The 26,868-nt window shown below is 60.2% G+C and carries 25 protein-coding genes; 16 read left to right on the top strand and 9 right to left on the bottom strand.

Annotation, left to right across the window (positions count from 1 at the left end):
* Window positions 1–2: 2 nt before the first annotated feature.
* Both xerC and KVQ74_RS01670 read left to right on the top strand, forming a co-directional pair.
* Window positions 3–902 carry a tyrosine recombinase XerC gene (xerC, locus tag KVQ74_RS01675; protein ID WP_217829267.1) on the top strand — a complete coding sequence of 300 codons (900 nt, stop codon included), beginning with the start codon at window positions 3–5 and terminating at the stop codon, window positions 900–902.
* Entirely contained in the window at window positions 899–1,606 is a 708-nt protein-coding gene (locus KVQ74_RS01670) for an HAD family hydrolase (protein ID WP_217829266.1), read from the top strand. The genes xerC and KVQ74_RS01670 overlap by 4 nt, the downstream gene beginning before the upstream one ends.
* 83 nt (window positions 1,607–1,689) lie before the next feature.
* Here KVQ74_RS01670 and sutA read toward each other — a convergent pair whose 3' ends face one another.
* The 4 genes from sutA to glnK form a co-directional block, all read right to left on the bottom strand.
* A complete protein-coding gene (sutA, locus tag KVQ74_RS01665; protein ID WP_217829265.1) occupies window positions 1,690–2,025 on the bottom strand; it encodes a transcriptional regulator SutA in 336 nt (111 codons plus the stop codon).
* 76 nt (window positions 2,026–2,101) lie between these two features.
* A complete protein-coding gene (locus KVQ74_RS01660; protein ID WP_217829264.1) occupies window positions 2,102–2,551 on the bottom strand; it encodes a secondary thiamine-phosphate synthase enzyme YjbQ in 450 nt (149 codons plus the stop codon).
* 216 nt (window positions 2,552–2,767) lie between these two features.
* Window positions 2,768–4,105: an ammonium transporter gene (locus KVQ74_RS01655; protein WP_217829263.1), complete on the bottom strand. Its 1,338-nt coding sequence runs from the start codon at window positions 4,103–4,105 to the stop codon at window positions 2,768–2,770.
* A 35-nt stretch (window positions 4,106–4,140) separates the two neighbouring features.
* The gene (gene glnK / locus KVQ74_RS01650) at window positions 4,141–4,479 is read right to left on the bottom strand and encodes a P-II family nitrogen regulator (RefSeq protein ID WP_002555808.1); all 339 of its coding nucleotides are present in this window, start codon (window positions 4,477–4,479) and stop codon (window positions 4,141–4,143) included.
* Window positions 4,480–4,876: 397 nt separating this feature from the next.
* Here glnK and KVQ74_RS01645 point away from each other — a divergent pair, with 397 nt between their 5' ends.
* Window positions 4,877–5,137 carry an accessory factor UbiK family protein gene (locus KVQ74_RS01645; RefSeq protein WP_217829262.1) on the top strand — a complete coding sequence of 87 codons (261 nt, stop codon included), beginning with the start codon at window positions 4,877–4,879 and terminating at the stop codon, window positions 5,135–5,137.
* 443 nt (window positions 5,138–5,580) lie between these two features.
* On the top strand, window positions 5,581–6,102 hold the full coding sequence (locus tag KVQ74_RS01640; protein ID WP_217829261.1) for a BRO-N domain-containing protein: 522 nt from the start codon (window positions 5,581–5,583) through the stop codon (window positions 6,100–6,102).
* Here KVQ74_RS01640 and KVQ74_RS01635 read toward each other — a convergent pair.
* A complete protein-coding gene (locus KVQ74_RS01635) occupies window positions 6,097–6,366 on the bottom strand; it encodes a HigA family addiction module antitoxin (protein ID WP_217829260.1) in 270 nt (89 codons plus the stop codon). The genes KVQ74_RS01640 and KVQ74_RS01635 overlap by 6 nt on opposite strands.
* Before the next feature lie 203 nt (window positions 6,367–6,569).
* Between KVQ74_RS01635 and KVQ74_RS01630 the strand changes: the two genes are divergently transcribed.
* From KVQ74_RS01630 to KVQ74_RS01595, 8 genes are all read left to right on the top strand, one after another.
* A complete protein-coding gene (locus KVQ74_RS01630; RefSeq protein WP_217829259.1) occupies window positions 6,570–6,767 on the top strand; it encodes a hypothetical protein in 198 nt (65 codons plus the stop codon).
* A 147-nt stretch (window positions 6,768–6,914) separates the two neighbouring features.
* On the top strand, window positions 6,915–8,408 hold the full coding sequence (locus tag KVQ74_RS01625; RefSeq protein ID WP_217829258.1) for a YifB family Mg chelatase-like AAA ATPase: 1,494 nt from the start codon (window positions 6,915–6,917) through the stop codon (window positions 8,406–8,408).
* 361 nt (window positions 8,409–8,769) lie between these two features.
* Window positions 8,770–9,936 (top strand): hypothetical protein, encoded by a 1,167-nt coding sequence (locus KVQ74_RS01620; RefSeq protein WP_217829257.1) that lies wholly within the window; start codon window positions 8,770–8,772, stop codon window positions 9,934–9,936.
* Window positions 9,937–9,979: 43 nt separating this feature from the next.
* The gene (locus KVQ74_RS01615) at window positions 9,980–10,558 is read left to right on the top strand and encodes an adenylyl-sulfate kinase (protein ID WP_225929804.1); all 579 of its coding nucleotides are present in this window, start codon (window positions 9,980–9,982) and stop codon (window positions 10,556–10,558) included.
* The gene (locus tag KVQ74_RS01610; RefSeq protein ID WP_217829256.1) at window positions 10,555–11,304 is read left to right on the top strand and encodes a class I SAM-dependent methyltransferase; all 750 of its coding nucleotides are present in this window, start codon (window positions 10,555–10,557) and stop codon (window positions 11,302–11,304) included. The genes KVQ74_RS01615 and KVQ74_RS01610 overlap by 4 nt, the downstream gene beginning before the upstream one ends.
* 6 nt (window positions 11,305–11,310) lie before the next feature.
* Complete coding sequence (locus tag KVQ74_RS01605) at window positions 11,311–13,626, top strand: PEP-utilizing enzyme (protein WP_217829255.1); 2,316 nt, start codon at window positions 11,311–11,313, stop codon at window positions 13,624–13,626.
* The gene (locus KVQ74_RS01600; RefSeq protein WP_217829254.1) at window positions 13,623–14,243 is read left to right on the top strand and encodes a gamma-glutamyl-gamma-aminobutyrate hydrolase family protein; all 621 of its coding nucleotides are present in this window, start codon (window positions 13,623–13,625) and stop codon (window positions 14,241–14,243) included. The genes KVQ74_RS01605 and KVQ74_RS01600 overlap by 4 nt, the downstream gene beginning before the upstream one ends.
* Window positions 14,240–14,953 (top strand): phosphocholine cytidylyltransferase family protein, encoded by a 714-nt coding sequence (locus KVQ74_RS01595; RefSeq protein ID WP_217829253.1) that lies wholly within the window; start codon window positions 14,240–14,242, stop codon window positions 14,951–14,953. Before KVQ74_RS01600 ends, KVQ74_RS01595 begins: the two co-directional genes overlap by 4 nt.
* 11 nt (window positions 14,954–14,964) lie before the next feature.
* On the opposite strand, the gene KVQ74_RS01590 is transcribed toward KVQ74_RS01595, so the two are convergent.
* Both KVQ74_RS01590 and KVQ74_RS01585 read right to left on the bottom strand, forming a co-directional pair.
* Window positions 14,965–16,941 (bottom strand): methyl-accepting chemotaxis protein, encoded by a 1,977-nt coding sequence (locus KVQ74_RS01590; protein ID WP_217829252.1) that lies wholly within the window; start codon window positions 16,939–16,941, stop codon window positions 14,965–14,967.
* Window positions 16,942–17,127: 186 nt separating this feature from the next.
* Entirely contained in the window at window positions 17,128–18,048 is a 921-nt protein-coding gene (locus KVQ74_RS01585) for a LysR substrate-binding domain-containing protein (RefSeq protein WP_217829251.1), read from the bottom strand.
* Window positions 18,049–18,204: 156 nt separating this feature from the next.
* Here KVQ74_RS01585 and KVQ74_RS01580 point away from each other — a divergent pair, with 156 nt between their 5' ends.
* On the top strand, window positions 18,205–19,599 hold the full coding sequence (locus KVQ74_RS01580) for a NorM family multidrug efflux MATE transporter (protein ID WP_217829250.1): 1,395 nt from the start codon (window positions 18,205–18,207) through the stop codon (window positions 19,597–19,599).
* A gap of 59 nt (window positions 19,600–19,658) precedes the next feature.
* Here KVQ74_RS01580 and KVQ74_RS01575 read toward each other — a convergent pair whose 3' ends face one another.
* A complete protein-coding gene (locus tag KVQ74_RS01575; protein ID WP_217829249.1) occupies window positions 19,659–21,332 on the bottom strand; it encodes a putative bifunctional diguanylate cyclase/phosphodiesterase in 1,674 nt (557 codons plus the stop codon).
* 266 nt (window positions 21,333–21,598) lie between these two features.
* Between KVQ74_RS01575 and rep the strand changes: the two genes are divergently transcribed.
* Entirely contained in the window at window positions 21,599–23,608 is a 2,010-nt protein-coding gene (rep, locus tag KVQ74_RS01570) for a DNA helicase Rep (protein ID WP_217829248.1), read from the top strand.
* A 57-nt stretch (window positions 23,609–23,665) separates the two neighbouring features.
* Window positions 23,666–24,238, top strand: a complete 573-nt coding sequence (locus tag KVQ74_RS01565; protein ID WP_217829247.1) for a xanthine phosphoribosyltransferase — start codon at window positions 23,666–23,668, stop codon at window positions 24,236–24,238.
* 57 nt (window positions 24,239–24,295) lie between these two features.
* On the opposite strand, the gene srmL is transcribed toward KVQ74_RS01565, so the two are convergent.
* Window positions 24,296–25,444 carry a PheS-related mystery ligase SrmL gene (srmL, locus tag KVQ74_RS01560; RefSeq protein ID WP_217829246.1) on the bottom strand — a complete coding sequence of 383 codons (1,149 nt, stop codon included), beginning with the start codon at window positions 25,442–25,444 and terminating at the stop codon, window positions 24,296–24,298.
* Window positions 25,445–25,896: 452 nt separating this feature from the next.
* Here srmL and KVQ74_RS01555 point away from each other — a divergent pair, with 452 nt between their 5' ends.
* Window positions 25,897–26,820, top strand: a complete 924-nt coding sequence (locus KVQ74_RS01555) for a M29 family metallopeptidase (protein WP_217829245.1) — start codon at window positions 25,897–25,899, stop codon at window positions 26,818–26,820.
* The last annotated feature ends 48 nt before the right edge of the window (window positions 26,821–26,868 follow it).

The following is a 26,868-nucleotide window of genomic DNA, read 5'->3' as shown; positions in this document are numbered from 1 at the left end:
GCATGGAACGGCAACTGGACGCTTACTGCGAACACCTGCGCAGTGAGCGGCAGGTGTCGCCGCATACGTTGTCGGCCTATCGCCGCGACTTGGATAAAGTCGTCGGCTGGTGCATCAAACAGAATATTGGCAGCTGGCAGGCCCTGGATATCCAGCGCCTGCGCAGCCTGGTGGCGCGCCTGCATGCCCAGGGCCAGTCTTCGCGCAGCCTCGCGCGCCTGCTCTCGGCGGTGCGCGGGCTCTATCACTACCTCAATCGCGAAGGCCTCTGCGACCACGATCCGGCCACTGGCCTGGCGCCGCCGAAAGGCGAACGCCGGCTGCCGAAAACCCTCGACACCGACCGCGCCATGCAACTGCTTGAAGGCGCTGTTGAGGACGACTTTCTCGCCCGCCGCGATCAGGCAATCCTCGAGCTGTTCTATTCCTCCGGCCTGCGCCTGTCGGAATTGACCGGGCTCAATCTCGATCAACTCGACCTCGCCGACGGCATGGTCCAGGTGCTCGGCAAGGGCAGCAAGACCCGCCTGCTGCCGGTCGGCACCAAGGCCCGCGAAGCACTGGAGCAATGGTTGCCGCTGCGCGCGCTGACCAACCCGGCGGACGACGCGGTGTTCGTCAGCCAGCAAGGCCGGCGCCTCGGCCCACGGGCCATTCAGGTGCGGGTGAAACTGGCCGGCGAGCGAGAGCTGGGGCAGAACCTGCACCCGCACATGCTGCGGCACTCCTTCGCCAGCCACTTGCTGGAATCCTCGCAGGACCTGCGTGCGGTGCAGGAACTGCTCGGCCACTCGGACATCAAGACCACCCAGATCTACACCCACCTGGACTTCCAGCACCTGGCGGCGGTCTACGACAGCGCCCATCCACGGGCCAAACGCACGAAAGGCGACGATTCATGAGCATCCAGTTGATCACCTTCGACCTCGACGACACCCTCTGGGACACAGCCCCGGTGATCGTCAGCGCCGAAGCCGTTTTGCGTGAATGGCTGGGCGAGCATGCGCCAAACCTGGGCGCGGTGCCGGTGGAACATTTGTGGGCCATCCGCGAACGGGTGCTGAGCAGCGAACCGGGGCTCAAGCACCGCATCAGTGCGCTGCGCCGACGGGTGTTGTTCCATGCGTTGGAGGAAGCGGGATACGCCCACGGCGAGGCGACGGACCTGGCGGACAAGAGTTTTGAAGTGTTCCTGCACGCACGGCATCAGATCGAGGTGTTTCCCGAGGTCGAACCGGTGCTGGAAATCCTCGCCAACCACTACGCCCTCGGCGTGGTCACCAACGGCAATGCCGATGTGCGCCGCCTGGGGCTGGCCGACTATTTCAAGTTTGCCCTGTGCGCCGAAGACATCGGCATCGCCAAACCGGACGCGCGGCTGTTCCACGAGGCCCTGCAGCGTGGCGGTGTGAGTGCCGAAGCGGCGGTGCATATCGGCGATCACCCAGGGGATGACATTGCCGGCGCGCAGCAGGCGGGATTGCGCGCAGTGTGGTTCAACCCGGCGGGCAAGGTCTGGGAGGCCGAGCGCCTGCCGGATGCGGAGATTCGCAGTCTGACCGAGTTGCCGGCCGTGCTCGCCCGCTGGAACGCCACCTCCGCCTGACAAAAATCGCCCCGGACCTTTTGTTTCAGGCATGAAAAAGCCCGCAGCGACGGCGGGCTTTTTCAGCAAGCAAGCGGCACGCCTCAGATAGGGCGGCTACCGTACTTGTTGTCCGGCTTCTTGGGCGGATCGGCGACCACGTTGGCCTCCACTTCCTGCACCTTGCCGCCACGCGAAAGGAAATCTTCCATGGCCTTGGCCAGGGCGTCACGCTCCTTCTGCTTGGCTTCCATGCTCGGCATTTCGTCTACCGATACCGCAGCCTTGGACTTGCCTTTGGCGGCCGGAGCCGGGGCATCGCTGTCGCTATCGCCGCCGTCATCTTCAGCGCCGTCGTCAGCTGCCGCTTCCAGGCCCTCATCACCCTCGTCTTCGTCGCCTACTTCGAGGTCGTCGTTTTCCAGATCATCGTCGCTCATGTTCTACCTCATGACTTGCGAAAAGCAGATTAGTTATAGACCAGCTTTGGCGACTATCGAAAGTCGCCGGAAAAAATCATTCGCCGCTGCTGACCAGCGGTGATGCCCCTTCACCGTGCAAGGTGGCGAGGACTTTACGGGCACCGCCATGATCACGGTGCTCGCCCAGGTAAACGCCTTGCCAGGTTCCCAGTGCCAGACGGCCTGCCGATACCGGCAAACTGATCTGGCAGCCAAGCACGCTGGCCTTGAAGTGCGCCGGGAGGTCGTCCAGGCCTTCGTCGTTATGCTCATAGCCGTCTGCTCCTTGTGGGATCAGACGATTGAAAAATCGTTCGAAGTCGCGACGTACCGCCGGATCGGCGTTCTCGTTGATGGTCAACGACGCCGAGGTGTGCTGCAGCCACAGATGCAACAGACCGACCCGGCATGCCTTGAGTTCAGGCAGGCCGGCGAGTAACTCGTCCGTTACCAGATGAAAGCCCCGGGGCCGTGCCCGCAGGGTTATCAGAGTCTGTTGCCACATACAGTTCTCCGCACGTTCGGGGCGCATTCTAGCGCGCTCAGGGAAAAAACAAAGGCCCTAATATTCCCGCAATCGCGTAAGCCATTGGCCGCAGAAAAACCCTCGTCGTAAACGCGACCAAAGCAGTACGAAAAATCCTTTCAGCCTCTCCCTGAATGACAAATCGCAGGCAAAAAAATGCCCGGCGTACCGGGCAAGTTTTTTCGGTGCGCGTACTTACAGGTTGTAGCCGCGCTCGTTGTGTTGTGCCAGGTCCAGGCCCACCGATTCTTCCTCGTCGGTCACCCGCAGACCCATCACGGCGTCCAGCACCTTGAGGATGATGAAGGTGGCGATCGCGGTGTAGATCACGGTGAAGCCGACACCCTTGATCTGAATCCAGACTTGCGCACCGATGTCGGTGACAGTGCCGAAGCCGCCCAGGGACGGTGCTGCGAACACACCGGTCAGGATCGCGCCGAGGATACCGCCGATACCGTGTACGCCGAAGGCGTCGAGGGAGTCGTCGTAACCCATTTTGCGCTTCAGGGTAGTGGCGCAGAAGAAGCACACCACGCCCGCCGCCAGACCGATCACCAGTGCGCCCATCGGGCCTACCGTGCCGGCAGCCGGAGTGATTGCCACAAGACCCGCCACCACACCCGAGGCGATGCCCAGTGCGCTTGGTTTGCCGTGGGTGATCCACTCGGCGAACATCCAGCCCAGCGCCGCCGCAGCGGTCGCGATCTGGGTCACCAGCATCGCCATGCCGGCGGTGCCGTTGGCCGCAGCAGCGGAACCGGCGTTGAAGCCGAACCAGCCGATCCACAGCATCGCGGCGCCCATCAGGGTGTAACCGAGGTTGTGCGGAGCCATCGGCGTGGTCGGGAAGCCTTTACGCTTGCCCAGCACCAGGCAGGCCACCAGACCGGCGATACCGGCGTTGATGTGCACCACGGTGCCGCCCGCGAAGTCGAGCACGCCCCAGTCCCACAGCAGGCCGCCGTTGCCGGACCAGACCATGTGCGCGATCGGCGCATAGACCACGGTGAACCAGATCCCCATGAAGACCAGCATCGCGGAGAACTTCATCCGCTCGGCGAACGCACCGACGATCAGCGCCGGGGTGATGATCGCGAAGGTCATCTGGAAGGTAATGAAGACTGCCTCGGGGAACAGCGCCGCCGGGCCGGTCAGACTCGCCGGAGTGACGCCGGCGAGGAACGCCTTGCCCATGCCGCCCACGAACGAGTTGAAGTTGACGACGCCCTGCTCCATGCCGGTGGTGTCGAACGCAATGCTGTAGCCATAAATGACCCACAGGACGCTGATCAGACCGGTAATGGCGAAGCACTGCATCATCACGGAAAGAATGTTTTTCGAACGGACCATGCCGCCGTAGAACAGCGCAAGGCCGGGAATGGTCATGAACAGTACGAGGGCTGTGGAGGTGAGCATCCAGGCAGTGTCGCCGGAGTTCAGGACTGGAGCAGCCACTTCGTCTGCCGCCATGGCCAGGCCGGGCATTACGATAGACAACAGGGCTCCAAGCCCTGCGAATTTACGCAGAGTCATTTTGTTTTCTCCTGGGGCGTTGGGTTTGTGGCGGCTTAAATCGCGTCGGTATCGGTTTCGCCGGTACGGATGCGAATCGCTTGTTCCAGATTCACCACGAAGATCTTGCCGTCACCGATCTTGCCGGTGTTGGCAGCCTTGGTTATCGCCTCGATAACCCGGTCCAGATCCTTGTCGTCGATGGCAACGTCGATCTTCACCTTGGGCAGAAAATCGACCACATATTCCGCGCCGCGATACAGCTCGGTGTGACCCTTCTGCCGACCGAAGCCTTTGACTTCAGTAACGGTAATGCCCTGCACGCCGATTTCGGACAGCGACTCGCGCACGTCGTCCAACTTGAACGGCTTGATGATGGCAGTGACTAGCTTCATGAAACTCTCTCCCGAATTGGTGGACTTGCCCCAGGAAAACAAACCCGACTCAAGTCTAAGCGCAGTGCCTGGCTTTGTAACGCTTCGTAGTGACGCCAGCTAACCGCATCCAGACGAAACTCCCCGCCCCGTCTGCCGCACTGCATCGTCACAGCGACTGCATCAGTGCATGGGTCACTTGGGTCTAAGCAGAAACCTTGCCATGTCGGGAAAACCCACTGATTTCAATCCCTTGGCCGTTACGGCTGATATCGTCGGGAAAACCGCGAACCAGATACGCACAACAACGGTGCGACCCTGTGCATTCCCTTGCGCGAAAAGCGTGCATCCGGGCCTGCGCAAATGACTATAGACAGCGCGTGATACACTGCCGGCCATTGTTTCCAGGACATTCCCCATGCTCGCGCCAAAAGACTTCCTCGACGCCCTGAGCGGCACCGCCTCCCGCCTGTTCAGCGGCGACACGCCATTGCCCAAAGCCGAAATCGAAAGCCAGTTCAAGATGCTGCTGCAAAGTGCCTTCAGCAAACTGGATCTGGTGAGCCGTGAAGAATTCGATAGTCAGATGGTGGTGTTGGCCCGTACACGCGCACGGCTTGAGAGCCTTGAGGCGAAAGTGGCTGAACTGGAAGCGAAGCTGAGCCCGCCAGCCGAATAACACCTGGTTTTTTTGTGAATGCGGCCCCCTGTGGGAGCGTGCTTGCCCGCGAATGAAGGTCGGAACGACCTTCCGCTTTACCCGTAGATGCTGTCGGGCGACGCGAGGCTGCGATCCTTTGATCTTCTGCCTCTCAACACTCCAGGCCCTTTCCTACAGACTTCACCCCCGCCGTCCGATTGCGCCGAAAAGTCCTCGTTTCTAAGCTCACCCAATGCCGAATGTTCGGCACTGGGTTTGGCGACCTGGAAATCCTCGACGCAACGTGACCGCATTCGAATGGAGGCTCTTTTCCATTTCGAGTTATGGCAGCTTTGCGTGGGAGACCTTCGGGTCTGCCGGATTTCGAGGTTACCGGTTCGCCAACCCGCGTACAGCTGCCACCCTTACCGTTTGGCGACGGTCAGAGGCAGTCTTCTCAATTGAACCTCGAGAACAGCTCCATGGCAGAAAACTACTTAACACCCAGCGTCTTTACCCGCCACAAACTCCCCGTCCACGCCCTCCTGATCCAGAACCAACCCTGGTTCTGCGCCCGCGACCTCGGCCGATTACTACGCATTCACCTCAACGACCGCCTCCTGCGCAAACTCGACCACGACCAACACCAGACCACCCGCACCCTCATCCATGGCGAAATCGAAAACACCCTGCTCATCAGCGAATCCGGCGTCTACGCCCTCCTCATCTACCACTACTGCCCCGAACACCGAGCCCTGCGCGAATGGCTCACCCACGAAGTCGTTCCCACCTTGCGTGACGCCCAACACCCCACCGCTCGCGAACGCCCACAACTGAGCCTGCTCGACTGGCCGCAAATGTCGTTGAGCTTGCTGCACTGGAATAACCAGCCGTGGATTCGGTTGCAGGATGTGCCGTTGATGGTGGTAGAACGGGAAGATCGAAAGCACCCAGTGACGGAGGGTTGGTGGAAAAAGGCTTCGCGGATGCTTCAATCGCTATAAGCCCGCATGCCTGACCTGAGCCCTGCGCAAATAGTAAGTCGACTGAAGATTCAGCCAGAACTCAGGCGTAGTGTTGAGATGAATGGCAAGTCTGATTGCCAGATCGGCGCAGATCCTGATCTGGCACTTCACAAGCTTTTCAATCTCACTTTCGGGCCATTTCGTGGGCATGGCCAGATCCATGACAGTCATGCCCAACGGCTCCATGAATTCCTTATTCAGAACCTCTCCCGGATGAATCGGGCGCATACCATTGCGGTTCAATTTTCGCCTCCAGAGGCTGCACCAAGCGGCCAAACTGGAGCATCCGACTCCGGGATACAAGACCGTCGAAACCCTTTCGCCGGCCTCCTACGACTATTAGGGCATATCCCTACAAAAACCGGCGCCTGCGCCTGATTACGCGACTTGTCCTCCTAATACTAAGGTGACCAACAAAACATCCACCACCACAAATCGAGGCCTTAATGAAAGACAAAAAGAGAAGGGCAAAGCTGCAGGAGATTGTTGGATATCATGTTGAAGCACTCCGGTTAACTGGACATCTATCCGCCAATCAGCGTCGTTTTATTGAGGTAGCGACCAAGTGCGGTAAAGAACTCGAACCGAATGGTTGGCTGGCAGGGGAAGGAAGTCGAGTGAAAAATCCCCAAGATGAAGTCTAGCGAGGCCCCTATAAAAACTTAGGGGGAAGCGCCTTGGCAACATCCAGTGAAGTTTTACCCCCGCACTGCTCCTTCAACATCCGCTCTCCCAACTATCCTTCAAAAACCCGCAGGAAGCGGCCCCCCGATTCAATTCAAGGAACGACCATGTCCCTCTCCATTGTCCACAGCCGCGCCCAGGTTGGCGTGGATGCCCCCGCCGTCACTGTCGAAGTCCATCTGGCCAATGGTCTGCCCTCGCTGACCATGGTCGGCCTGCCCGAGGCGGCGGTGAAGGAGAGCAAGGATCGGGTGCGCAGCGCGATCATCAATTCCGGGCTGCAGTTTCCCGCGCGGCGGATCACCTTGAATCTGGCGCCGGCGGATCTGCCCAAGGATGGCGGGCGGTTTGATCTGGCGATTGCGCTGGGGATTCTGTCGGCCAGTGTGCAGGTGCCATGTCTGACGCTGGATGAGGTGGAGTGCCTGGGTGAACTGGCGCTCTCCGGGGCGGTGCGGCCAGTGCGCGGGGTGTTGCCGGCGGCGCTGGCCGCGCGCAAGGCCGGGCGAACGCTGGTGGTGCCACGGGCGAATGCCGAGGAGGCCTGTCTGGCGTCGGGATTGAAGGTGATCGCGGTGGATCACCTGCTGCAAGCGGTGGCCCACTTCAACGGGCATACGCCGGTCGAGCCTTATGTCTCGGACGGCTTGATCCATGCCGCCAAACCTTACCCCGATCTCAACGAAGTACAGGGTCAACTGGCGGCCAAACGCGCGCTGCTGATCGCAGCAGCGGGTGCGCATAACCTGCTGTTCAGCGGGCCACCGGGAACGGGCAAGACATTGCTCGCCAGTCGCTTGCCGGGGTTGTTGCCGCCGCTGGCCGAGGGCGAAGCGCTGGAGGTGGCGGCAATTCAATCCGTCGCCAGCGGCGCGCCTCTGACCCATTGGCCGCAGCGGCCCTTCCGGCAACCGCACCACTCGGCATCGGGACCGGCGCTGGTCGGCGGCAGCGCGAAACCGCAACCCGGCGAAATCACCCTCGCCCACCATGGCGTGCTGTTCCTCGATGAGCTTCCGGAGTTTGATCGCAAGGTGCTGGAGGTTCTGCGCGAACCACTGGAGTCCGGGCATATCGTCATTTCCCGGGCCAAGGAGCGGGTGCGCTTTCCGGCAAGATTCCAACTGGTAGCCGCGATGAATCCCTGCCCCTGTGGATATCTTGGTGAGCCGACAGGGCGCTGCTCCTGCACGCCGGACATGGTGCAGCGCTACCGAAACAAACTGTCGGGACCACTGCTCGACCGGATCGATCTGCACCTGACGGTTGCACGGGAAACCACCGCATTGAATCCGACGGTCAAACCGGGAGAAGACAGCGCCAGCGCGGCAGCGCAAGTCGCCGAGGCCAGGGAATGCCAGCAGAAGCGTCAGGGTTGCGCCAACGCATTCCTCGACCTGCCGAAGCTGCGCAAGCATTGCAAGTTATCCACAGCCGATGAAGCCTGGCTGGAGTCAGCATGCGAGCGGCTGACCCTGTCGCTGCGTTCGGCGCATCGCTTGCTCAAGGTCGCCCGAACACTGGCCGATCTTGAACAAGTCGATGCGATCACGCGTGAGCATCTGGCCGAGGCCCTGCAATATCGGCCGGCGACGCAATAAATCGCACGCAAACCTCATTTGCCGGCGTGCTCACGGAGTGAAAATAAACACCCCGCGCACTGATAGCCATTCGCCAATGTGTGATATAACGACGGCGCTCTGCGTTGAGCATCAACATTTTAGTTACGGCTTAAATTTTAAAGTCATCAATGGAAGCGGCACATCATGGACAAGATCTCTTCACCCGGCCGGGTTCAGCATACTTAATACATTCCCGCCTTCATAAACAACCAACCCAATACAGTTGGCCATGAAGACTTTATTAATACTGCGCCCGGACATCATAAATTCTGTACTTACCCGCGCGCTTATTGTTTAAACATTGTTTTGCCACAGCAAACACTGGACGCACGCTCTTATAATGAAAAACGTTTATCTCATCAACAATGTAAAAAGCGGTGGCAAGACGTATCTCGAGTACCTGATCCCGGCACTCAACTCCCTGCGCAACACCTACAACTGCATCGTATTGCAAACAGACCAGACCGGCCTGAGCAGGCAGGAAGCTGAAGAAATACTGGATTACCCGGTCGAGCAGGTGGGCGTGGAGGTATTCTCGAACCTGGCATCTGAAATCGTTATCTCCAACGATGCCTGGGTGGGCCGCCTCCTCGACGATTCCAACTTCGGCATTTTCATTACCCACGGCAACGTCGGGATGCCCACCAAGGACGAGTATTACTACTCCGAACTGACGTCCTATTGGGACGTGGTCATTGCGTCATCCCGATCGGGTTTTGATCTGGTCAAAACCGGCCTGCAGCGCTACAGAGTCGACAGAAAGAAGCTGAAATGCCTGATTGCCGACGGCATCGCATTGCGCTCGGACATGCGCAAGACGACTCCGGTCGCAACCCTGCCCGTCAAGATTCCAGGGTTCTTTGATGTTGCCCCCGCGTCCAACAAAACATCCGGTGACTATGTTGTCGGGCTCCTGCCGACACAATTGGGCATCTGCCCCGGCGGCGCATCCCTGTACGAAAACCTGCAAGTCGTGATCAACGCCGTGAAGTCGCAGGTTGCCCATGCGAAATTCATCCTGCGCCCTTACATGACCGACCTTGCGCATCCGACTCTTAAAGACTTGTGCAGTCAGCTTGCCGCTTACGACTGGATCACCCTCGACAAGCCCGGCACCAGCAGCACCGCGTTCTACCAGCAGTGCGACACGATCATTACCGATGCATCCACCGGCGGTGTTTCGTTCATGCTCAACTCGGGCAAGCTGCCCATCTATTACGTTCCGACCACCGAACAGAACAATCCCACGGTCGATATCTGGCTCCAGCAAATGAACAATTTGCTGCCCATTGCCAAGAACAGCGAAGAACTTAAAGAGTTGGCCCTAGGATTCAGTCTGTTGACCCCTGCAGACAGTTATTTCATCTACAAGAAGTTCTACGAAACGCAGTACAGCAACTTGCCGTTACCGCAGGATGTGTTTCACGACCTGATCGAAAACCAGCATGAATCGATGTATTGCCAGTCAACTATCGACTCCTTTGGCAATATCACCGAGCGGGACTGAAAACAGATAAAGCGTGTTGATCCTGAGCAAGGTTCAACACGCCATGACTCACACTGAACCAAGTCAGACCAATATGAAATGTGACCCCGGCGGACAGGTAATTTGGATCACCGGCCTTTCAGGAGCGGGCAAGTCGACCCTCGCTCGCGAACTCGTTGCCAGACTGCGAAGCCACGGCCAATCGGTCGTGATGCTGGATGGCGACGAATTGCGCGAGGTATTCGGCGCGGCGGCAGCCAGCTCACAAAACCATGGCCGCGAAGGCCGATTGGCACTGGCGATGCAATACGCCCACCTCTGCCGAATGATCGCGGCACAGGGGCAAACGGTGGTTATCGCGACCATTTCGCTGTTTCGTGAAGTCCACGAATGGAACCGCAGCCATCTCCCCGGCTACTTCGAAATTTATTTGAGGGTGCCGGTGGAAGAGTTGCGCCGCCGGGATCCCAAGGGAATCTACCGTCGATTCGATGCGGGCGAACTGCAGAATGTCGCCGGGCTCGACCTGCCCGTCGACGAGCCACAAGCGGCGGATTGCCGGGTTGAATTCGACGCCCACCGCTCCGCACAAGAACTTGCAGAACATTTAGTCAATACACTGATTGAAAGGACTACCGCATGAAAACCGAATGGGATTACACCACCCTGGCCGATGCTTACTTGAAGCGTCCTGACTACGCCGACGCCGCCATCGACGCCATGCTTTCGATCGCAGGCGCCGAGCAGGGCGACAAATTCTGCGACGTCGGCGCCGGTGTCGCGCACCTGACGCTGATGCTGGCCGCGCGTGGCCTGGACGTGATCGCGGTCGAGCCCAACGACGCCATGCGCGCCAACGGCATCAAACGTACCGCCGACCTGGGCAACGTGAATTGGCACGAAGGCACCGGCGAAGTCACCGGGCAAGCCTCGCAAGCGTTCGATATGGTCACGTTCGGCAGTTCCTTCAACGTCTGCGACCGTCAGCAAGCGCTCAAGGAAACCGCGCGCATCCTCAAGCCACGCGGCTGGTTCGCCTGCATGTGGAACCACCGTCACCTGGACGACCCGATCCAGGCGCGGATCGAAGCCATCATCAAGGAGCGCGTAGCAGGTTACGGCTACGGCACCCGTCGTGAAGACCAGACGGCCGTGATCGACGCCAGCGAACTGTTCGGCCCGGTGGTGCATCTGGACGCGCGAGTCATCCATGAGCAGACGATTGCGGAGTGCCTGGAAGCCTGGCGTTCGCACGCGACCCTGGAGCGTCAGGCCGGTGCGAACTTCCATGAAGTGATCGACGCCATCGACGACTACCTGCAAAGCCTCGGCACGCCTTCGATCCAGATCCCGTATTCGACGAACATCTGGGTCGCGCAACTGAGATAACGTCCGATGGCGCTGCATTTCTCAACCAAGGCCGGCACGTTGTCGTCCCTGCAAGGGCGGCTCGCATCGGCCCGGATTGCTCCGCTGCTGGCGTTCACCGTGGCGGACTGGCAAGCGGATCGGCAAGCCTGTGCCGCACGCGTACAGGGGCAACTGCCCGCCGCGCCGTGGATCGTCCGCTCCAGTTGCGGACGCGAGGACAGCACCCAGGCGTCCTTCGCGGGCGCTTTCCTGTCGATTGCGAATGTCGATGAGGCAGGGCTGGAAGCGGCCATTGAACAGGTCATCGCCAGCTATGGCGAGGTGTACCCGGCCGACGAAATCCTGATCCAGCCGATGCTGTGCAACGTGGTTCGCGCAGGCGTTGCCTTCTCCCATGACCCGAACACCTGTGCGCCGTATCGGGTGGTGAACTGGTCAGAAGGCAGCGACACGGCATCGGTCACCGGCGGCATGGGTGGCCGACTCTGGCAGCAGGCGGCCCATAGCAGGGTTCCGGCACCCGCAGCGCTGGAACCCGTGGTTGTCTTGCTCGAAGAACTGCTGAGCTTGTTTGGCGCAGCGCCGGTCGACTGCGAGTTCGCGGTCACCCGCGAAGCCGAAGGCGAAACCTTGTGGCTGTTGCAGGCCCGCCCGCTGATTTTGCCTTTCGGCCCGGAGTCCGACGCAACCCAGCGTGCGCGCCTGGAAAACATCGAGCGCAAGGTGACTCGCGGTATGCGCCCGCACCCATTCCTGATCGGCCAGCGCACGGTCTATGGCGTGATGCCTGACTGGAACCCGGCGGAAATCATCGGCATTCGTCCCAAACCGTTGGCGCTTTCGCTGTATCGGGATCTGGTGACCGACTCTATCTGGGCTTACCAGCGCCACAACTACGGCTACCGCAACCTGCGCAGCTTTCCGCTGATGCCGCACTTTTTCGGATTGCCGTATATCGATGTGCGCCTGTCGTTCAACTCTTTCATTCCGGCGGACCTCGATGAAGGGCTGGCCGGGCGGCTGGTCGATTACTACATCGATCGCTTGCTGGCCGAGCCGACCCTGCACGACAAGGTGGAGTTCGAGATCGTTTTCTCCTGCTACACCCTGGACCTGTCGCAACAACTGGAGCGTTTGGCCAGCGCAGGCTTTTCCGGGCAGGAACTGGAGGCGATCAGCACCAGCCTGCGCAAGCTGACCAACCGGATCGTGCATCCAAAGGACGGGCTGTGGCGCAGCGATGCCAGCAAGCTCGATGTACTCAATGCCCGTCGCGAAGAGCTGCTGACGTCCGGCGCCGATCCCCTGGAACGTATTTACTGGCTGCTGGAAGATGCGAAACGCTACGGCACCCTGCCCTTCGCCGGCCTCGCCCGCGCGGGTTTCGTGGCGGTACAGATGCTCAGATCCCTGGTGAGCGTGGGGGTGTTTTCGCAAGCGGACTACGATGCGTTCATGGCCAGTGTTTCCACGGTCAGCGGCCAGTTGGCACGCGACCGGGCGAGCCTCGACAAGACGGCATTCCTGGCGCGCTACGGGCATTTGCGGCCGGGCACCTACGACATCCTGTCACCTCGTTACGATGAGGCGCCGCAGCTTTACTTCGACTGGGATCAACGCCCTGCCGCGCCGGAACCCCTTCGGCCGTTTTCGCTGACGCTGCCGCAGATGCGCGAGATCGTGAAATTGCTGGAGGCCCATGGCCTGGAGCCGGACCCGGTGGGTTTGCTGGATTTCCTGCAAAACGGCATCGAACTTCGGGAACTGGCCAAGTTTCATTTCACCCGCAACCTCTCCGATGCCCTGGCGTTGATCGCCCAGGTAGGCGCCGAGCACGGCATCGGCCGCGAAGACCTGGCCTACTGCGACATCAGCGCCTTTACCGAGCTGCAGGTGGCGGCGGCGGATCCGAAAGAGGTGCTGTTGCGCAGCATCGAGCAAGGCAAGGCGCGTTACGCCGAGACCCTCAAGGTGTCACTGCCGCCGGTGATTACCCGGCCCGAGGATATCTGGAGCTTCGAGTGGCCGGAGACCGCGCCGAATTTCATCACCCAGAAACGCGTCACCGCACCCGTGGTGCAATGCGATGACCGGGAAAAACTCGCCGGGGCCATTGTCTGCATTCCCAATGCGGACCCAGGCTTCGACTGGCTGTTCGCCTACCCGATCGCCGGGTTGATTACCGCCTGGGGCGGCGCCAACTCGCACATGGCGATCCGTGCGGGTGAACTCGGCCTGCCGGCGGTCATCGGCGCGGGCGAGGTGCTCTACCGACGCTGGTCGACAGCGGACTTCCTGCACCTGGATTGTCCGGGGCGCCGAGTGGAGATGATGGCATGAAGGTGATCGCGGTCAGCCAGCGCGTGGATCTGCACCCGGATCGCGGCGAACGCCGCGATGCACTGGACCAGCGCCTGGTCAGTTTTCTGTTGGCGGCCGGGTTCATGCCGGTGCCGGTGCCCAACGAGCCTCGGCTGCCCCTCGAGCAATGGCTCACGGCGGTAGCGCCACAGGCCCTGGTGCTTTCCGGGGGTAACGACATCGGTCAGTGCCCGGCCCGCGACGTCACCGAAGCCGGGCTGCTGGAGCATGCCTGCGCTCAAGCGTTGCCTGTTCTCGGTATCTGCCGGGGCATGCAGATGCTGGCGCACTGGTCAGGCGGCGGGCTGAAACCGGTAGCCGGCCATGTGCGAACTCGTCATCAACTGTCTGGGCAAATCGAAGCAGAAGTGAACAGCTATCACAGCCTCGCTCTGGATGGCTGCCCTCAGGACTTTGAAGTGCTGGCGCACAGCGAGGACGGGGAAATCGAAGCGATCCGGCATCTGCACCGGCCCTGGCAAGGCTGGATGTGGCACCCCGAGCGCGAGGCCGAATTTGCGGCGCACGACATTCAGCGAATACAGCGGCTGTTCAACGAGCCTCGCTCGAAAAACCATGGGATAGAAGTGAAGTGAAAGCCATTATTCTGGCTGCCGGACGTGGCAGTCGCATGAAAAGCCTCACGGATGAGCGCCCCAAGTGCCTGGTCGAGCTGCGCGGCAAACCGCTGCTGGAGTGGCAACTGGAATCGCTGCGCGCAGCGGGTATCCACGACATCGCGGTGGTAACCGGCTACAAGCGCGAACGGCTGGCGGATCGTGGTCTGAGCGAGTTTCATAACCCGCGCTGGGCAGACACCAACATGGTTTCGTCACTGGCGTGCGCCGAGGCCTGGCTACAGGACCAGCCGTGCATCGTCAGCTATTCGGATATTTTCTACAGCCCGACGGCCGTTCAGTCGCTGATGAACAGCACGGCCACGCTGGCCGTTACCTACGATCCGGATTGGCTGCAATTGTGGACTGACCGTTTCGGCGACCCCTTGCTGGATGCCGAGACATTCCGCCTGACCGACGCCAACACCCTGGCCGAGATCGGCAACAAGCCGCAGTCGGTGGAGGACGTTCAGGGCCAATACATGGGGCTTTTGCGTTTCACGCCCGAGGGCTGGGCGGAAGTCGTTCGGTTGCGTGCGCAACTGACCCCGGCGCAGCGCGACAGCATGCACATGACCAACACCCTGCAACGGGTCATCGATGCCGGGCGAGTGCCGATCGAAGCTGTTGCCTACGCGGGAGCATGGGGCGAGGTCGACTCCAGTGACGACCTCTCCCTCTATCAGTAAGCCACGCCCCCTCAGCGGAAGCGGTCAACCTCGGAGCGCAGATCCGCCGCCAGCTTCTCCAGCTCTTTGGCGGTGACCGCGAGGTTCGACACAACCTCGCGCTGCTCGCTGTTGGCCAGCGCAATGCTTTGCAGGTTGCTGCTGAGCAAGGTCGCGGTGCTGCTCTGCTCCTGAGTCGCGGTGGTGATCGCCGCGAACTGCTGACCCGCCGAACGGCTCTGCTCGTCGATACGCGCCAGCGCCGACGCCACGTTGGCGTTGCGCGACAGGCCTTCCTGCATCAGCACGTTGCCCTGTTCCATGGTGCTGATGGCATTGCCGGTTTCCTGCTGGATGCTGTGGATCATGCCGGAGATTTCGTCGGTCGCCTGACGCGTGCGCGACGCCAGACTACGCACTTCATCCGCCACCACGGCAAAACCACGGCCCTGCTCACCGGCGCGTGCGGCTTCAATCGCGGCGTTGAGCGCCAGCAGGTTGGTCTGCTCGGCGATCGAGGTGATCACGCCGACGATGCCACCGATTTCCTGGGAGCGCTGACCAAGGGTGTTGATCACCGTGGCCGTGCTGTTCAGGGCAGCAGCGATTTGTTCCAGCGACGACGACGCTTCGTCCATCGAGGTGCGGCCGATCTGGGTTTGCTGAGCGTTTTCCTGAGCCAGACGCTCGGTGTTGCCCATGTTGTCGGCGATGTTCAGCGACGTGGCGCTGAACTCTTCGACGGCGCCGGCCATGCTGGTGATTTCACCGGACTGCTGCTCCATGCCTTCGTAAGCGCCACCGGACAGACCGGACAGCGCCTGGGCACGGCGATTGACCTCTTCCGAAGAGCGGCGAATGTGCTCGACCATGGTCGACAGCGCCTGGCTCATCTGGTTGAAGGCGCGGGCCAACTGCCCGATTTCATCGTTGCTCGACACATTCAGACGCACGCTCAGGTCACCGGCGCCCAAGGCTTCGGCCTGACGCACCAGATCGCTCAGCGGGGCCAGTTTGCTGCGCAGCAGCCACACCACCGAACCCACCGCCAGCAACATCGCCAGCAGACTGCCGATCGCCAGTTGCGTGCCGACACTCCAGGTCACCTCGCGGATTTCGGCTTTCGGCATGCTCGCCACCACCGACCACGGCCCGCCTTCGAACGGCACGGCAACGCTGTAGAAGTCTTCGGACTTGTCGCTCCAGAACGAACCCTTGCCCGGCGTCTTCGCCAGACCGCCAATCACCGTCGCGGCCTGATCCAGCACCTGGACACCAGCCGGCGGCACCATCCATTTGTTCTGCTCGTCGAGCAATGCCAGAGAACCGGTCTTGCCGATACGGAAGCGCTGCAAGTTATCGAGCTGCGCTTTCTGTGCATCGGTGTAGTCGAACCCTACGTACAACACCGCGATCACTCGGCCGCTGCCATCGCGCACCGGGGTGTACTGCGACATGTAGAGACGCTCGAACAGCAGCGCCCGGCCGACATAGCTCTGTCCCGCCATCAGCCGTGCATAAGCCGGGTTGGCATGATCGAGCAACGTGCCGATGGCGCGGCTGCCATCCTGCTTGCTGACGTTGGTGCTGACCCGAATGAACTCGTCGCCGCTGCGTACGAAGATCGTCGCCACACCGGCCGTCATCTGCTTGAACTCATCAACTTCCTTGAAGTTGTTGTTCAGCACTTCGCTGCCACGGTGCAGGCCCGGCGTCTGAGTGCCGGCCACGGTCACCGGCTCATCCGGATGCACGCTCAGGCCGCTGCCGAAGCGTTTCTCGAACAGCCCGCTCAGGCGCAGGGTGCTCTCGCGCAGGGTGCCGTGGAAAGTGCTCAACTGGTCGGCGAGCAGACGCGCTTCGCTGGCGAGGTGCTCTTCACGAGTGGCGAGGTTGGCGTTGTCCAGCGAACGCAGGGCGAACACCGTACTGCCGCTGATGACAATCGCCAGAATCACAGCGAGCGCGAGGCCCAGCTGTGAGGCGATGCGGGCGCGAGGTTGAGACATGAACAGCTCCTGGCCGAGCGGCGGACCCTCCTTGATCGCGGCACTTGCTCGGAAATTTTCTAATAGTGGGGGTGAATCGCGGAGACCTGCACGACGGTTCCACTTGCACATAGTCGGCGGTAAAAGCGAATACTTGAGTCGCCAGCAGGGTGATGCGATGGCCGTAATTATGCGGGCTCGAACGTTTCAGCCCAGGCGCGCAACCACTGGCAGCGCCATGGCGCGGACTTCGCCCTGGAGGAAGTCGCTGAGGCGGCGCAAACGTTCACCTCCGGGGCGGGTTTTCGGCCACACCAGGTAATAATTCAGACCGCTGGCGACGGCGGTCGGCCACGGCAGGCTCAATCGTCCCTGCGCCACATCCTCGGCCACCATGAGCAAATCGCCCATCGACACGCCGTAACCGCGCGCCGCCGCGATCATCCCCAGTTCCAGGGTATCGAACACCTGCCCGCCCTTGAGCGACACCTGATCGGACAAGCCCATGTGCTCCAGCCAACTGCGCCAGTCGCGGCGATCCGGGGTCGGGTGCAGCAACTCGGCGGCCGCCAGCCGCGCCACGTCCCAGGGTTGATCGTTGAGCAGATTCGGCGCCCCCACCGGAATCAGCTCTTCGGGGAACAACAGGCTGGCCTCCCAGTCGGGCGGGAAATGGCCGTCGCTGAGCAACACGGCGCAATCGAACGGCTCATCGTTGAAGTCCACCGAGTCCACGTCCATCCAGGCGCTGGTCAGTTGCACCTCGTTGCCCGGTTGCAGGTGACGGAAGCGACTGAGTCGCGCCAGCAGCCAGCGCATGGTCAGGGTCGACGGGGCTTTCATGCGCAGGATGTCATCTTCGGCGCGCAAGGTATTGCAGGCCCGCTCAAGGGCACCGAAGCCCTCGCGGATGCCCGGCAACAGCAGACGCGCCGATTCGGTCAGTTGCAGGTTGCGCCCGCTGCGGTGGAACAGCCGACAGGCGAAATGATCTTCCAGGGTACGAATGTGCCGGCTGACTGCGCTCTGGGTGATCGACAGCTCTTCGGCGGCGCGGGTGAACGAACTGTGCCGCGCCGCCGCTTCGAATGCGCGCAGGGCATACAGGGGAGGAAGGCGGCGGGACATGGGCAAAGCTCCGATGGCGGGGTGCAGCCAACTTAACAGAATCCGCCAAGGATGAGTTTTAATCATGCCACCCATCCTTTTTATCCCTTTGTGCGAAGCCGGATGAACGCCGAGAATCGACGGTCTCTTGTTCCCTCTTTTTTGTGGGTGATGACCATGCAGCAACCTGTGCGTACCGAACTCTGGGCCATCCTGCGGCTGGCGGGGCCGCTGATCGCCTCGCAGTTGGCGCACATGCTGATGGTGCTGACCGACACCCTGATGATGGCGCGCCTGAGCCCCGAAGCGCTGGCGGGCGGCGGTCTGGGCGCGGCAACCTACTCGTTCGTGTCGATTTTCTGCATCGGTGTGATCGCGGCGGTCGGCACACTGGTGGCAATTCGTCACGGTGCCGGCGACATCCTCGGCGCCGCGCGCCTGACCCAGGCCGGCCTGTGGCTGGCCTGGCTGATGGCATTGGTCGCCGGGCTGCTGCTATGGAACCTCAAACCGGTGTTGCTGCTGTTCGGCCAGACCGAAACCAACGTCAACGCCGCCGGACAGTTTCTGATCGCCCTGCCGTTCGCCCTGCCCGGCTATCTGAGCTTCATGGCCCTGCGCGGTTTCACCAGCGCCATCGGCCGGGCGACACCGGTGATGGTCATCAGCCTGGCCGGCACCGTGGCCAACTTCCTGCTCAATTACGCGCTGATCACCGGCCTGTTCGGCCTGCCGAAACTGGGCCTGACCGGCATCGGTCTGGTCACGGCCATTGTCGCCAACTGCATGGCTCTGGCGCTGGCCTGGCACATTCGCCGGCATCCGGCTTACGACGCGTATCCATTGCGCCAGGGGCTGTCCCGGCCAAACCGGCAGTATCTGAAAGAGCTATGGCGCCTTGGTCTGCCGATCGGCGGCACCTACGCGGTGGAAGTCGGGCTGTTCGCCTTCGCGGCGCTGTGCATGGGCACCATGGGCAGCACGCAATTGGCGGCACACCAGATCGCCCTGCAAATCGTCTCGGTGGCGTTCATGGTGCCGGCAGGCCTGTCGTATGCGATCACCATGCGCATCGGTCAACACTACGGCGCCGGACAACTGGGCGACGCACGAATGTCCGGGCGAGTCGGCATCGCGTTCGGCGCGACGGTGATGCTGTGTTTTGCGATGGTGTTCTGGCTGCTGCCGAATCAGTTGATCGGTCTGTTCCTCGATCACCACGACCCGGCGTTTGCCGAGGTCATTCGGCTGGCGGTGAGCCTGTTGGCGGTGGCCGCGTGGTTCGAGCTGTTCGACGGAGTGCAGACGATCGCCATGGGCTGCATCCGTGGACTCAAGGATGCCAAGACCACGTTCCTGGTCGGCCTCGGTTGCTACTGGCTGATCGGCGCGCCGGCGGCATGGCTGATGGCGTTCCATCTGCACTGGGGGCCGACCGGGGTCTGGTGGGGGCTGGCGCTGGGCCTGGCCTGTGCGGCGGTGAGCCTGACACTGGCGTTCGAGTGGAAGATGAAGCGGATGATTCGGCTGGAGCCGCAATCACAGGGCTTCAACATCGCGCAGGCTGAATAAGATGACCGTTGGAAGCGGGCTTGCCCGCTCCCAACGGATTGTTCGTTACAGGGACCGGCTCAGCTCACGATTTCCAGCGCTGGCTGCTGACTGGAGCCAAACGTCAGATACTCCACCAGTTCCGCCAGCGGCAACGGCTTGCTGATCAGATAACCCTGCACCTGATCGCAGCCAAATCCGCGCAGCAGTTCCAGTTGCTCCGGGGTTTCCACCCCTTCGGCGACCACTTCCAGGTGCAGGTTGTGCGCGAGGTTGATCATCGCGTGCACCAGTTTGCGGTTCTCTTCGCGTTGCTCCATGCCGCCGACGAAGCTCTTGTCGATCTTCAGCAGGGTGATCGGCAGGCTGTTGAGGTGGACGAACGACGAGAACCCGGTGCCGAAATCATCCAGCGAGAAGCGCACGCCGAGGCGGCCGAGGGCGTCCATGGTCTGTTTGACCAGATCGCTGCGGCGCATCACGGCGGTTTCGGTGAGTTCGAACTCCAGCCATTGCGCCTCGACGCCGCGCTCGGCGATCAGACGGCTGAGGGTCGGCAGCAACTGGCTGTCCTGGAACTGGCGGAACGACAGGTTGATCGCCATGTGCAGCGCCGGCAGGCCGCGTTCGCGCAACGCCTGCATGTCGCGCAAGGCCCGGGAAATCACCCAGTAGCCCAGCGGCACGATCAACCCGCTCTGCTCCGCCAGCGGCACGAACTCACTGGGCGGCAGCAGGCCACGTTCGGCATGGCGCCAGCGCACCAGGGCTTCGAGGCCGACGATTTGCCCGTCCTCGAGATTCAGCCGGGGCTGGTAATGCAGCTCCAGCTCGTCGCGGCGCAAGGCCCGGCGCAGCTCGCTTTCGAGATCGGCCATGCTCCGCGCGTTGCGGTTGATCCGTTCGTTGAAGATATGAAAGGTGCAGCCCTGAGTGCTCTTGGCCTGCTGCATGGCGATGTGCGCGTGCCACATCAGCGGATCGGCGCCACCCTGGGCGCGGGCATGGGCAATACCGAGGCTGGAGCCGATCAACAGGCTTTCGCCGTCGACCCAGTAAGGCTCGGCCAGCGCTTCGGTGATGCGCTCGGCCATCCACTCGGCCCGTTGCGGGGCGCGGCGGGTGTCGATCAGCAGGGCGAATTCGTCGCTGCCCAGGCGTGCCAACTGGTCGCCGGCCTCCAGCTGGCTTTTCAGCCGCGAGACCACTTGCAGGATCAGCCGGTCACCGGCCTGGTGGCCGAGGGCGTCGTTGGCGTGGCGGAAGTTATCGAGGTCGAGATGACCGAGGGCCAGGCCGCGACCGTCGTTTTCGGCCAGCCGCGCCGTGAGCAAGGTCTGGAAACCCTGACGGTTGGCAATGCCGGTCAGCGGGTCCTGCTCGGCCAGGCGTTGCAGGGTGTTTTCCAGTACCCCGCGCTCCCGCACATGGCGCAGGCAGCGGCGCAGCATGCCGCTGTCGAGTACGTCGCGCACCAGCCAGTCGCTGACGCCATCGGGCGGAGTCGCCGGCTCCTGTTCCAGGAGCAGCACGGTCGGCAGGCTGCAACGGCCGGGCGCCGGTTGCAGGGCCGGAACGGTCAACAGCACCGCGTTGCGGTTGTCTTCGAACAGAGTGCTGACCGATTCCCAGCTCGGCGCGCTGATCAGCACCGCCGCGCTCCCCATGGGAGCCAGACACTCGCGCAACAACGCTGTCCACGCTGGCTCTTCGGCCAGTAGCAGCAAACGCAAGGGTTCGACAGGCGTAGACAAGCTAGCTCCCTAGACTCTGCAATGATGTGGGCGGCGGGCATTATGCCGTTGTGCAGACCAATGACCAAATGACAACAGTTATCAAAACCTGTGATTTTTTGTCATGAAAGAGAACATTAGCCGCAAAATCACCGCGCATCCTGCGTGAAAGTAACAAAACCGGCAAATTTGAATCGCGTGATGCGTCACAAGTCGGAGAGAGCAGCACAAATCGCTGAGCCTGTTAAAATGCCGGCCCATTTCGTCATCGACTCCCGAATTTTCGTATGTCCCGACTCAATCCCCGGCAGCAAGAAGCCGTGAACTACGTCGGCGGCCCTCTATTGGTGCTCGCCGGTGCTGGCTCCGGCAAGACCAGCGTGATCACGCGCAAAATCGCGCACCTGATCCAGAACTGCGGCATCCGCGCCCAGTACATCGTCGCCATGACCTTCACCAACAAGGCCGCGCGCGAGATGAAGGAGCGGGTCGGCACCCTGCTGCGCGCCGGCGAAGGTCGCGGCCTGACGGTCTGCACGTTCCACAACCTGGGCCTGAACATCATCCGCAAGGAACATGAACGGCTGGGCTACAAGCCCGGTTTCTCGATTTTCGACGAAACCGACGTCAAGTCCCTGATGACGGACATCATGCAGAAGGAATACGCGGGCGACGACGGCGTCGACGAGATCAAGAACATGATCGGCGCCTGGAAGAACGACCTGATCCTGCCGGCCGTGGCCCTGGAAAACGCCCGCAATCCCAAGGAGCAGACCGCCGCCATCGTCTACACCCACTACCAGCGCACGCTCAAGGCGTTCAACGCGGTGGACTTCGACGACCTGATCCTGCTGCCGGTGAAACTCTTCGAGGAACACGCCGACATCCTCGAAAAGTGGCAGAACAAGGTGCGTTACCTGCTGGTCGACGAATACCAGGACACCAACGCCAGCCAGTACCTGCTGGTGAAAATGCTCATCGGCAAGCGCAACCAGTTCACCGTGGTGGGCGACGACGACCAGTCGATCTATGCCTGGCGCGGCGCTCGGCCGGAAAACCTGATGCTGCTCAAAGAGGACTACCCGTCCCTGAAAGTGGTGATGCTCGAGCAGAACTATCGCTCCACCAGCCGTATCCTGCGCTGCGCCAACGTGCTGATTTCGAACAACCCCCACGAATTCGAAAAGCAGTTGTGGAGTGAAATGGGCCACGGCGACGAGATCCGCGTGATCCGCTGCCGCAACGAGGACGCCGAAGCCGAGCGCGTGGCCATGGAAATCCTCAGCCTGCACTTGCGCACCGACCGCCCGTACAGCGATTTCGCGATCCTCTATCGCGGCAACTACCAGGCCAAACTGATCGAGCTGAAATTGCAGCACCACCAGGTGCCGTACCGCCTGAGTGGCGGCAACAGTTTCTTCGGGCGCCAGGAAGTGAAGGACCTGATGGCCTACTTCCGCCTGATCGTGAACCCGGACGACGACAACGCCTTCCTGCGGGTGATCAACGTGCCGCGCCGGGAAATCGGCTCCACGACCCTGGAAAAACTCGGCAATTACGCCACCGAACGCAAGATCTCGATGTACGCCGCCACCGACGAAATCGGCCTGGGCGAACATCTGGACAGCCGCTTCACCGATCGCCTGTCGCGTTTCAAGCGCTTCATGGACAAAGTGCGCGAGCAGTGCGCCGGTGAAGACCCGATCTCGGCGTTGCGCAGCATGGTCATGGACATCGACTACGAGAACTGGCTGCGCACCAACAGTTCCAGCGACAAGGCGGCGGACTACCGGATGAGCAACGTCTGGTTCCTGATCGAAGCCTTGAAGAACACTCTGGAAAAGGACGAAGACGGCGAAATGACCGTCGAGGATGCCATCGGCAAACTGGTCCTGCGCGACATGCTGGAACGCCAGCAGGAAGAAGAGGACGGCGCCGAAGGCGTACAGATGATGACCCTGCATGCGTCCAAGGGCCTGGAATTCCCTTACGTGTTCATCATGGGCATGGAAGAGGAAATCCTTCCGCACCGTTCCAGCATCGAAGCCGACACCATCGAAGAAGAACGCCGCCTGGCCTACGTGGGCATCACCCGCGCCCGCCAGACCCTGGCGTTCACCTTCGCCGCCAAGCGCAAGCAGTACGGCGAGATCATCGACTGCGCGCCAAGCCGCTTCCTCGATGAACTGCCCCCGGACGATCTGGCCTGGGAAGGCAACGACGACACACCGACCGAAGTCAAAGCCGTGCGCGGCAACAACGCATTGGCCGATATACGCGCGATGTTAAAGCGCTAGAATTGACCACTTTTTACTAGACCTTCGGCGCACATGGCGCCAGTAGAGGAACGCTTCATGGAAGCACTGCACAAGAAAATCCGCGAAGAAGGCATCGTGCTTTCCGACCAGGTCCTGAAAGTCGACGCCTTTCTGAACCATCAGATCGACCCGGCCCTGATGAAGCTGATCGGCGACGAGTTCGCCACGCTGTTCAAGGACTCGGGCATCACCAAGATCGTCACCATCGAAGCCTCGGGCATCGCTCCGGCGATCATGACCGGCCTGAACCTCGGCGTACCGGTGATCTTCGCCCGCAAGCACCAGTCCCTGACCCTGACCGAAAACCTGCTGTCGGCGACCGTCTACTCGTTCACCAAGCAGACCGAAAGCACCGTGGCCATCTCCCCGCGTCACCTGACCAGCAGCGACCGCGTGCTGATCATCGATGACTTCCTGGCCAACGGCAAAGCGTCCCAGGCGCTGATCTCGATCATCAAACAGGCCGGCGCCACCGTCGCCGGCCTGGGCATCGTGATCGAGAAGTCGTTCCAGGGCGGCCGCGCCGAGCTGGACTCGCAGGGCTACCGCGTCGAATCGCTGGCGCGCGTGAAGTCCCTGAAGGATGGCGTCGTTACTTTCATCGAGTAACTGCAAAACCCGTGGGAGCGGGCTTGCTCCGCTCCCACACCGAACCTGGTTCCGGCCTCAAACCTTCGGCAGATCCATTCTGTACCCTGCCCCCGGTGCGCCCTCATGCATCGCGACCTGAATGTCTGCATACAAGGCATTCGCCTCGCCTGTAGTGATTGATCGCGAACAATCACGCAGCACTACATGTAAAAGCACATTCTCCTGGCCCGGCAGCAACCCAAGACGCTCAATCGCTTGCCCGGGTAAGTCCGAGTATTGCCAACGTCCCTTGATCTGCATCTCTTCGATCCAGTCAGAACACTCCCCGGCCGCCAACAACATCTTTTCGGTCAATACCTCCTCACTCAGACCTGGCGTTACCGCCAATGAAATATCGCGAGCAATCGACGGCAGACGAGAGACCGCTGTCCATGGGTTCAGATCATGCATTTGCGCCTGTACGCGCAGGTTCTGATCGCGCAGCAAGCGAATGTCGGGAATGCCTTTGCGTAACATCGTCAGGCGATCCAGCCCCATCCCGAGCGCCAGACCACCATGGCGCAGCGGGTCAATCTTCAAGCGTTCAAGCAGCGACATCGCAATACGACCGCACTCCAGCACCTCAACCGGCGCAGCATCGTTCAACACATTCACCTCAATCCCACCCTCTGTGTAGTGATGTGGACTCTCGCTGTAGACCCAAGACTTTTCGGGAACCGCTGATTCGAGAATATCGCCAACCAGACGCAACAAGTTTTCATGCGATGCCAGTTCCGGATCACCCAACACCCAGACATCCATCTGATGCGGTTCCGCACAATGCCATCGGTCCCGACTGTCGCGTCTGAACGTAATTCCCGGTGCGGCCAGCAAGACAGTCTGCCCCGGTTGCCGGACCTGGGCGGCCAGTTGAAGCGCCACGGGAATACGGCTGGTGGTCTGCGTCCGCAACAGCGAATACTCATCGACCCAACGTGTATGCGCGCTGCCGAGTGTGATCTCCGCCGGGTCGTAACCGAGCAATCCGTAATTTTCTTCAGAAGACACGATCCTCGGCCCCGTCTGTAACTGCGCCTGGGGCCAGCCCTTCTCGGCAAGTCCTTGAAGAATTTCGTTCATTAGTAATCGGACGGCATGATCGGGGTGATTTTTTTCGGTCAGATCAGTCAGTAGCAAGGCCTGTTGGACAGATGCATCTGTCAGATACTTCTTTGATATATGCACTAAGCGCCCCTCGATTAATGGTTTATATAGCGTTACAAAAATAACAGCCCCATAAATACACCTTAACTACAGAAAACCAGCTGCCACCAGAACAAAATCAAAACAATTAAAGTTTCAGAACCGGACTACAGAAATACCGGCACAAATAACTGAATCAGACACCCCAAAAGTACAGAAAGACAAATTCATTCTTAAAATTTAAAAATATCTATTTTGCCCATGAAAAAACCATGTATTAATTTCCACTCCCGGGATGTCCAGGGATAGAAAACAAAATCAAAAGAGGATGATCAGATGAAAAACAGAAAAGTAGTCAAAGAAAATCTTTCTCGAATCACTTCCGGCCCGGAGAACTTCGGCTGGGCGCCTTTGGCATGGGCTCACACTGAAGAATAACCAACGTTAACGCGCGGCAACAACCTTGCCGCGCACTTTTCAATCTGGAGAGTTAAATGTCACCTTCAAGAATGATATCGACCCTCTTCGGCGATGAAGAGCCATCAATCATTGCTGACTCGGACTCTTTCCTTCAGGAATGTAAGCTCTGGGGCTTCAAAACGGCCAATATCTCGGAACTGATGGAGCTGCCCAAAAGCAGCATTGTTTTTTCATTCAGCAATGCTGCTGCAAAAAGAACTTTTGAGATTGCAAAAAATACCAAAACCAAAAAAAGCATCTTTTGTGCGACCCAAGTGTTCGAGCCGACATTACCCACTGCGCTTTATAGCCTGAGGCTTCTGCTCAACAGCGATTTCGATCGTTCACTTCGCACGCAACGATCTGTACTGAACATGCTGAATTCAAACCACGACTTTTCCTTGTATGGTAACGAGGCAGATGCGACGGTTTCAATTCTTCCCCATGCACAGCCCTATGCACTTCTTTCCGAAGATATCTCTGAAAGTTTTGTTCAGTCCGTTGCGGAATTCTTTGAAGTCCATTACGCACACATGAACGCTCAGGAACCTTGTCCATTTTCTTTCACCGGCACATTAAAAGTGGCAGGAATTTTAACGGTACTCAGGAAACACAATTCAATATTGCCAGAGGGTTTGAGAGCCTCCCTGAAATGGCTGAGCGATCGAATATCCATAGAAGGTGCTTTTTTATCAATAAGTGACAACACAATCACTTCATTAAAATTAAACAACGAGGAGCAAATTAAACTTCTTGATCTCGCAGCAGGCTCTCGCGGACTTAAGCTGACAGAGTTCGCCATTGGGGTGAACGAAGAAATTTCATCGAGCATCGATTACAGGGTCAACTCGCAGATGAATGAAGGAATCAGTGGTGTCCATTTAGCTATCGGTGACGGATCCAGTGGATTCCACATCGACTTTCTTAGCCCCTCCGTCAGTGTCAGTCCAATCCACTAGCTGAATTGGAAGGTCCGCAGAAAACAGAAGCGAAAAATCATGTCGCGG

This window comes from Pseudomonas botevensis (assembly GCF_019145475.1).
Taxonomy (GTDB): Bacteria; Pseudomonadota; Gammaproteobacteria; order Pseudomonadales; family Pseudomonadaceae; genus Aquipseudomonas; species Aquipseudomonas botevensis.
The sequence above is the reverse complement of the archived record's forward strand: the minus strand, read 5'-3'. Positions and strand labels throughout refer to the sequence as shown.

Coding starts and splice junctions, on each gene's coding strand:
- xerC (WP_217829267.1), top strand. CDS start 3: ATGGAACGGCAACTGGACGCTTACTGCGAACACCTGCGCAGTGAGCGG.
- KVQ74_RS01670 (WP_217829266.1), top strand. CDS start 899: ATGAGCATCCAGTTGATCACCTTCGACCTCGACGACACCCTCTGGGAC.
- sutA (WP_217829265.1), bottom strand. CDS start 2,025: ATGAGCGACGATGATCTGGAAAACGACGACCTCGAAGTAGGCGACGAA.
- KVQ74_RS01660 (WP_217829264.1), bottom strand. CDS start 2,551: ATGTGGCAACAGACTCTGATAACCCTGCGGGCACGGCCCCGGGGCTTT.
- KVQ74_RS01655 (WP_217829263.1), bottom strand. CDS start 4,105: ATGACTCTGCGTAAATTCGCAGGGCTTGGAGCCCTGTTGTCTATCGTA.
- glnK (WP_002555808.1), bottom strand. CDS start 4,479: ATGAAGCTAGTCACTGCCATCATCAAGCCGTTCAAGTTGGACGACGTG.
- KVQ74_RS01645 (WP_217829262.1), top strand. CDS start 4,877: ATGCTCGCGCCAAAAGACTTCCTCGACGCCCTGAGCGGCACCGCCTCC.
- KVQ74_RS01640 (WP_217829261.1), top strand. CDS start 5,581: ATGGCAGAAAACTACTTAACACCCAGCGTCTTTACCCGCCACAAACTC.
- KVQ74_RS01630 (WP_217829259.1), top strand. CDS start 6,570: ATGAAAGACAAAAAGAGAAGGGCAAAGCTGCAGGAGATTGTTGGATAT.
- KVQ74_RS01625 (WP_217829258.1), top strand. CDS start 6,915: ATGTCCCTCTCCATTGTCCACAGCCGCGCCCAGGTTGGCGTGGATGCC.
- KVQ74_RS01620 (WP_217829257.1), top strand. CDS start 8,770: ATGAAAAACGTTTATCTCATCAACAATGTAAAAAGCGGTGGCAAGACG.
- KVQ74_RS01615 (WP_225929804.1), top strand. CDS start 9,980: ATGACTCACACTGAACCAAGTCAGACCAATATGAAATGTGACCCCGGC.
- KVQ74_RS01610 (WP_217829256.1), top strand. CDS start 10,555: ATGAAAACCGAATGGGATTACACCACCCTGGCCGATGCTTACTTGAAG.
- KVQ74_RS01605 (WP_217829255.1), top strand. CDS start 11,311: ATGGCGCTGCATTTCTCAACCAAGGCCGGCACGTTGTCGTCCCTGCAA.
- KVQ74_RS01600 (WP_217829254.1), top strand. CDS start 13,623: ATGAAGGTGATCGCGGTCAGCCAGCGCGTGGATCTGCACCCGGATCGC.
- KVQ74_RS01590 (WP_217829252.1), bottom strand. CDS start 16,941: ATGTCTCAACCTCGCGCCCGCATCGCCTCACAGCTGGGCCTCGCGCTC.
- KVQ74_RS01585 (WP_217829251.1), bottom strand. CDS start 18,048: ATGTCCCGCCGCCTTCCTCCCCTGTATGCCCTGCGCGCATTCGAAGCG.
- KVQ74_RS01580 (WP_217829250.1), top strand. CDS start 18,205: ATGCAGCAACCTGTGCGTACCGAACTCTGGGCCATCCTGCGGCTGGCG.
- rep (WP_217829248.1), top strand. CDS start 21,599: ATGTCCCGACTCAATCCCCGGCAGCAAGAAGCCGTGAACTACGTCGGC.
- KVQ74_RS01565 (WP_217829247.1), top strand. CDS start 23,666: ATGGAAGCACTGCACAAGAAAATCCGCGAAGAAGGCATCGTGCTTTCC.
- KVQ74_RS01555 (WP_217829245.1), top strand. CDS start 25,897: ATGTCACCTTCAAGAATGATATCGACCCTCTTCGGCGATGAAGAGCCA.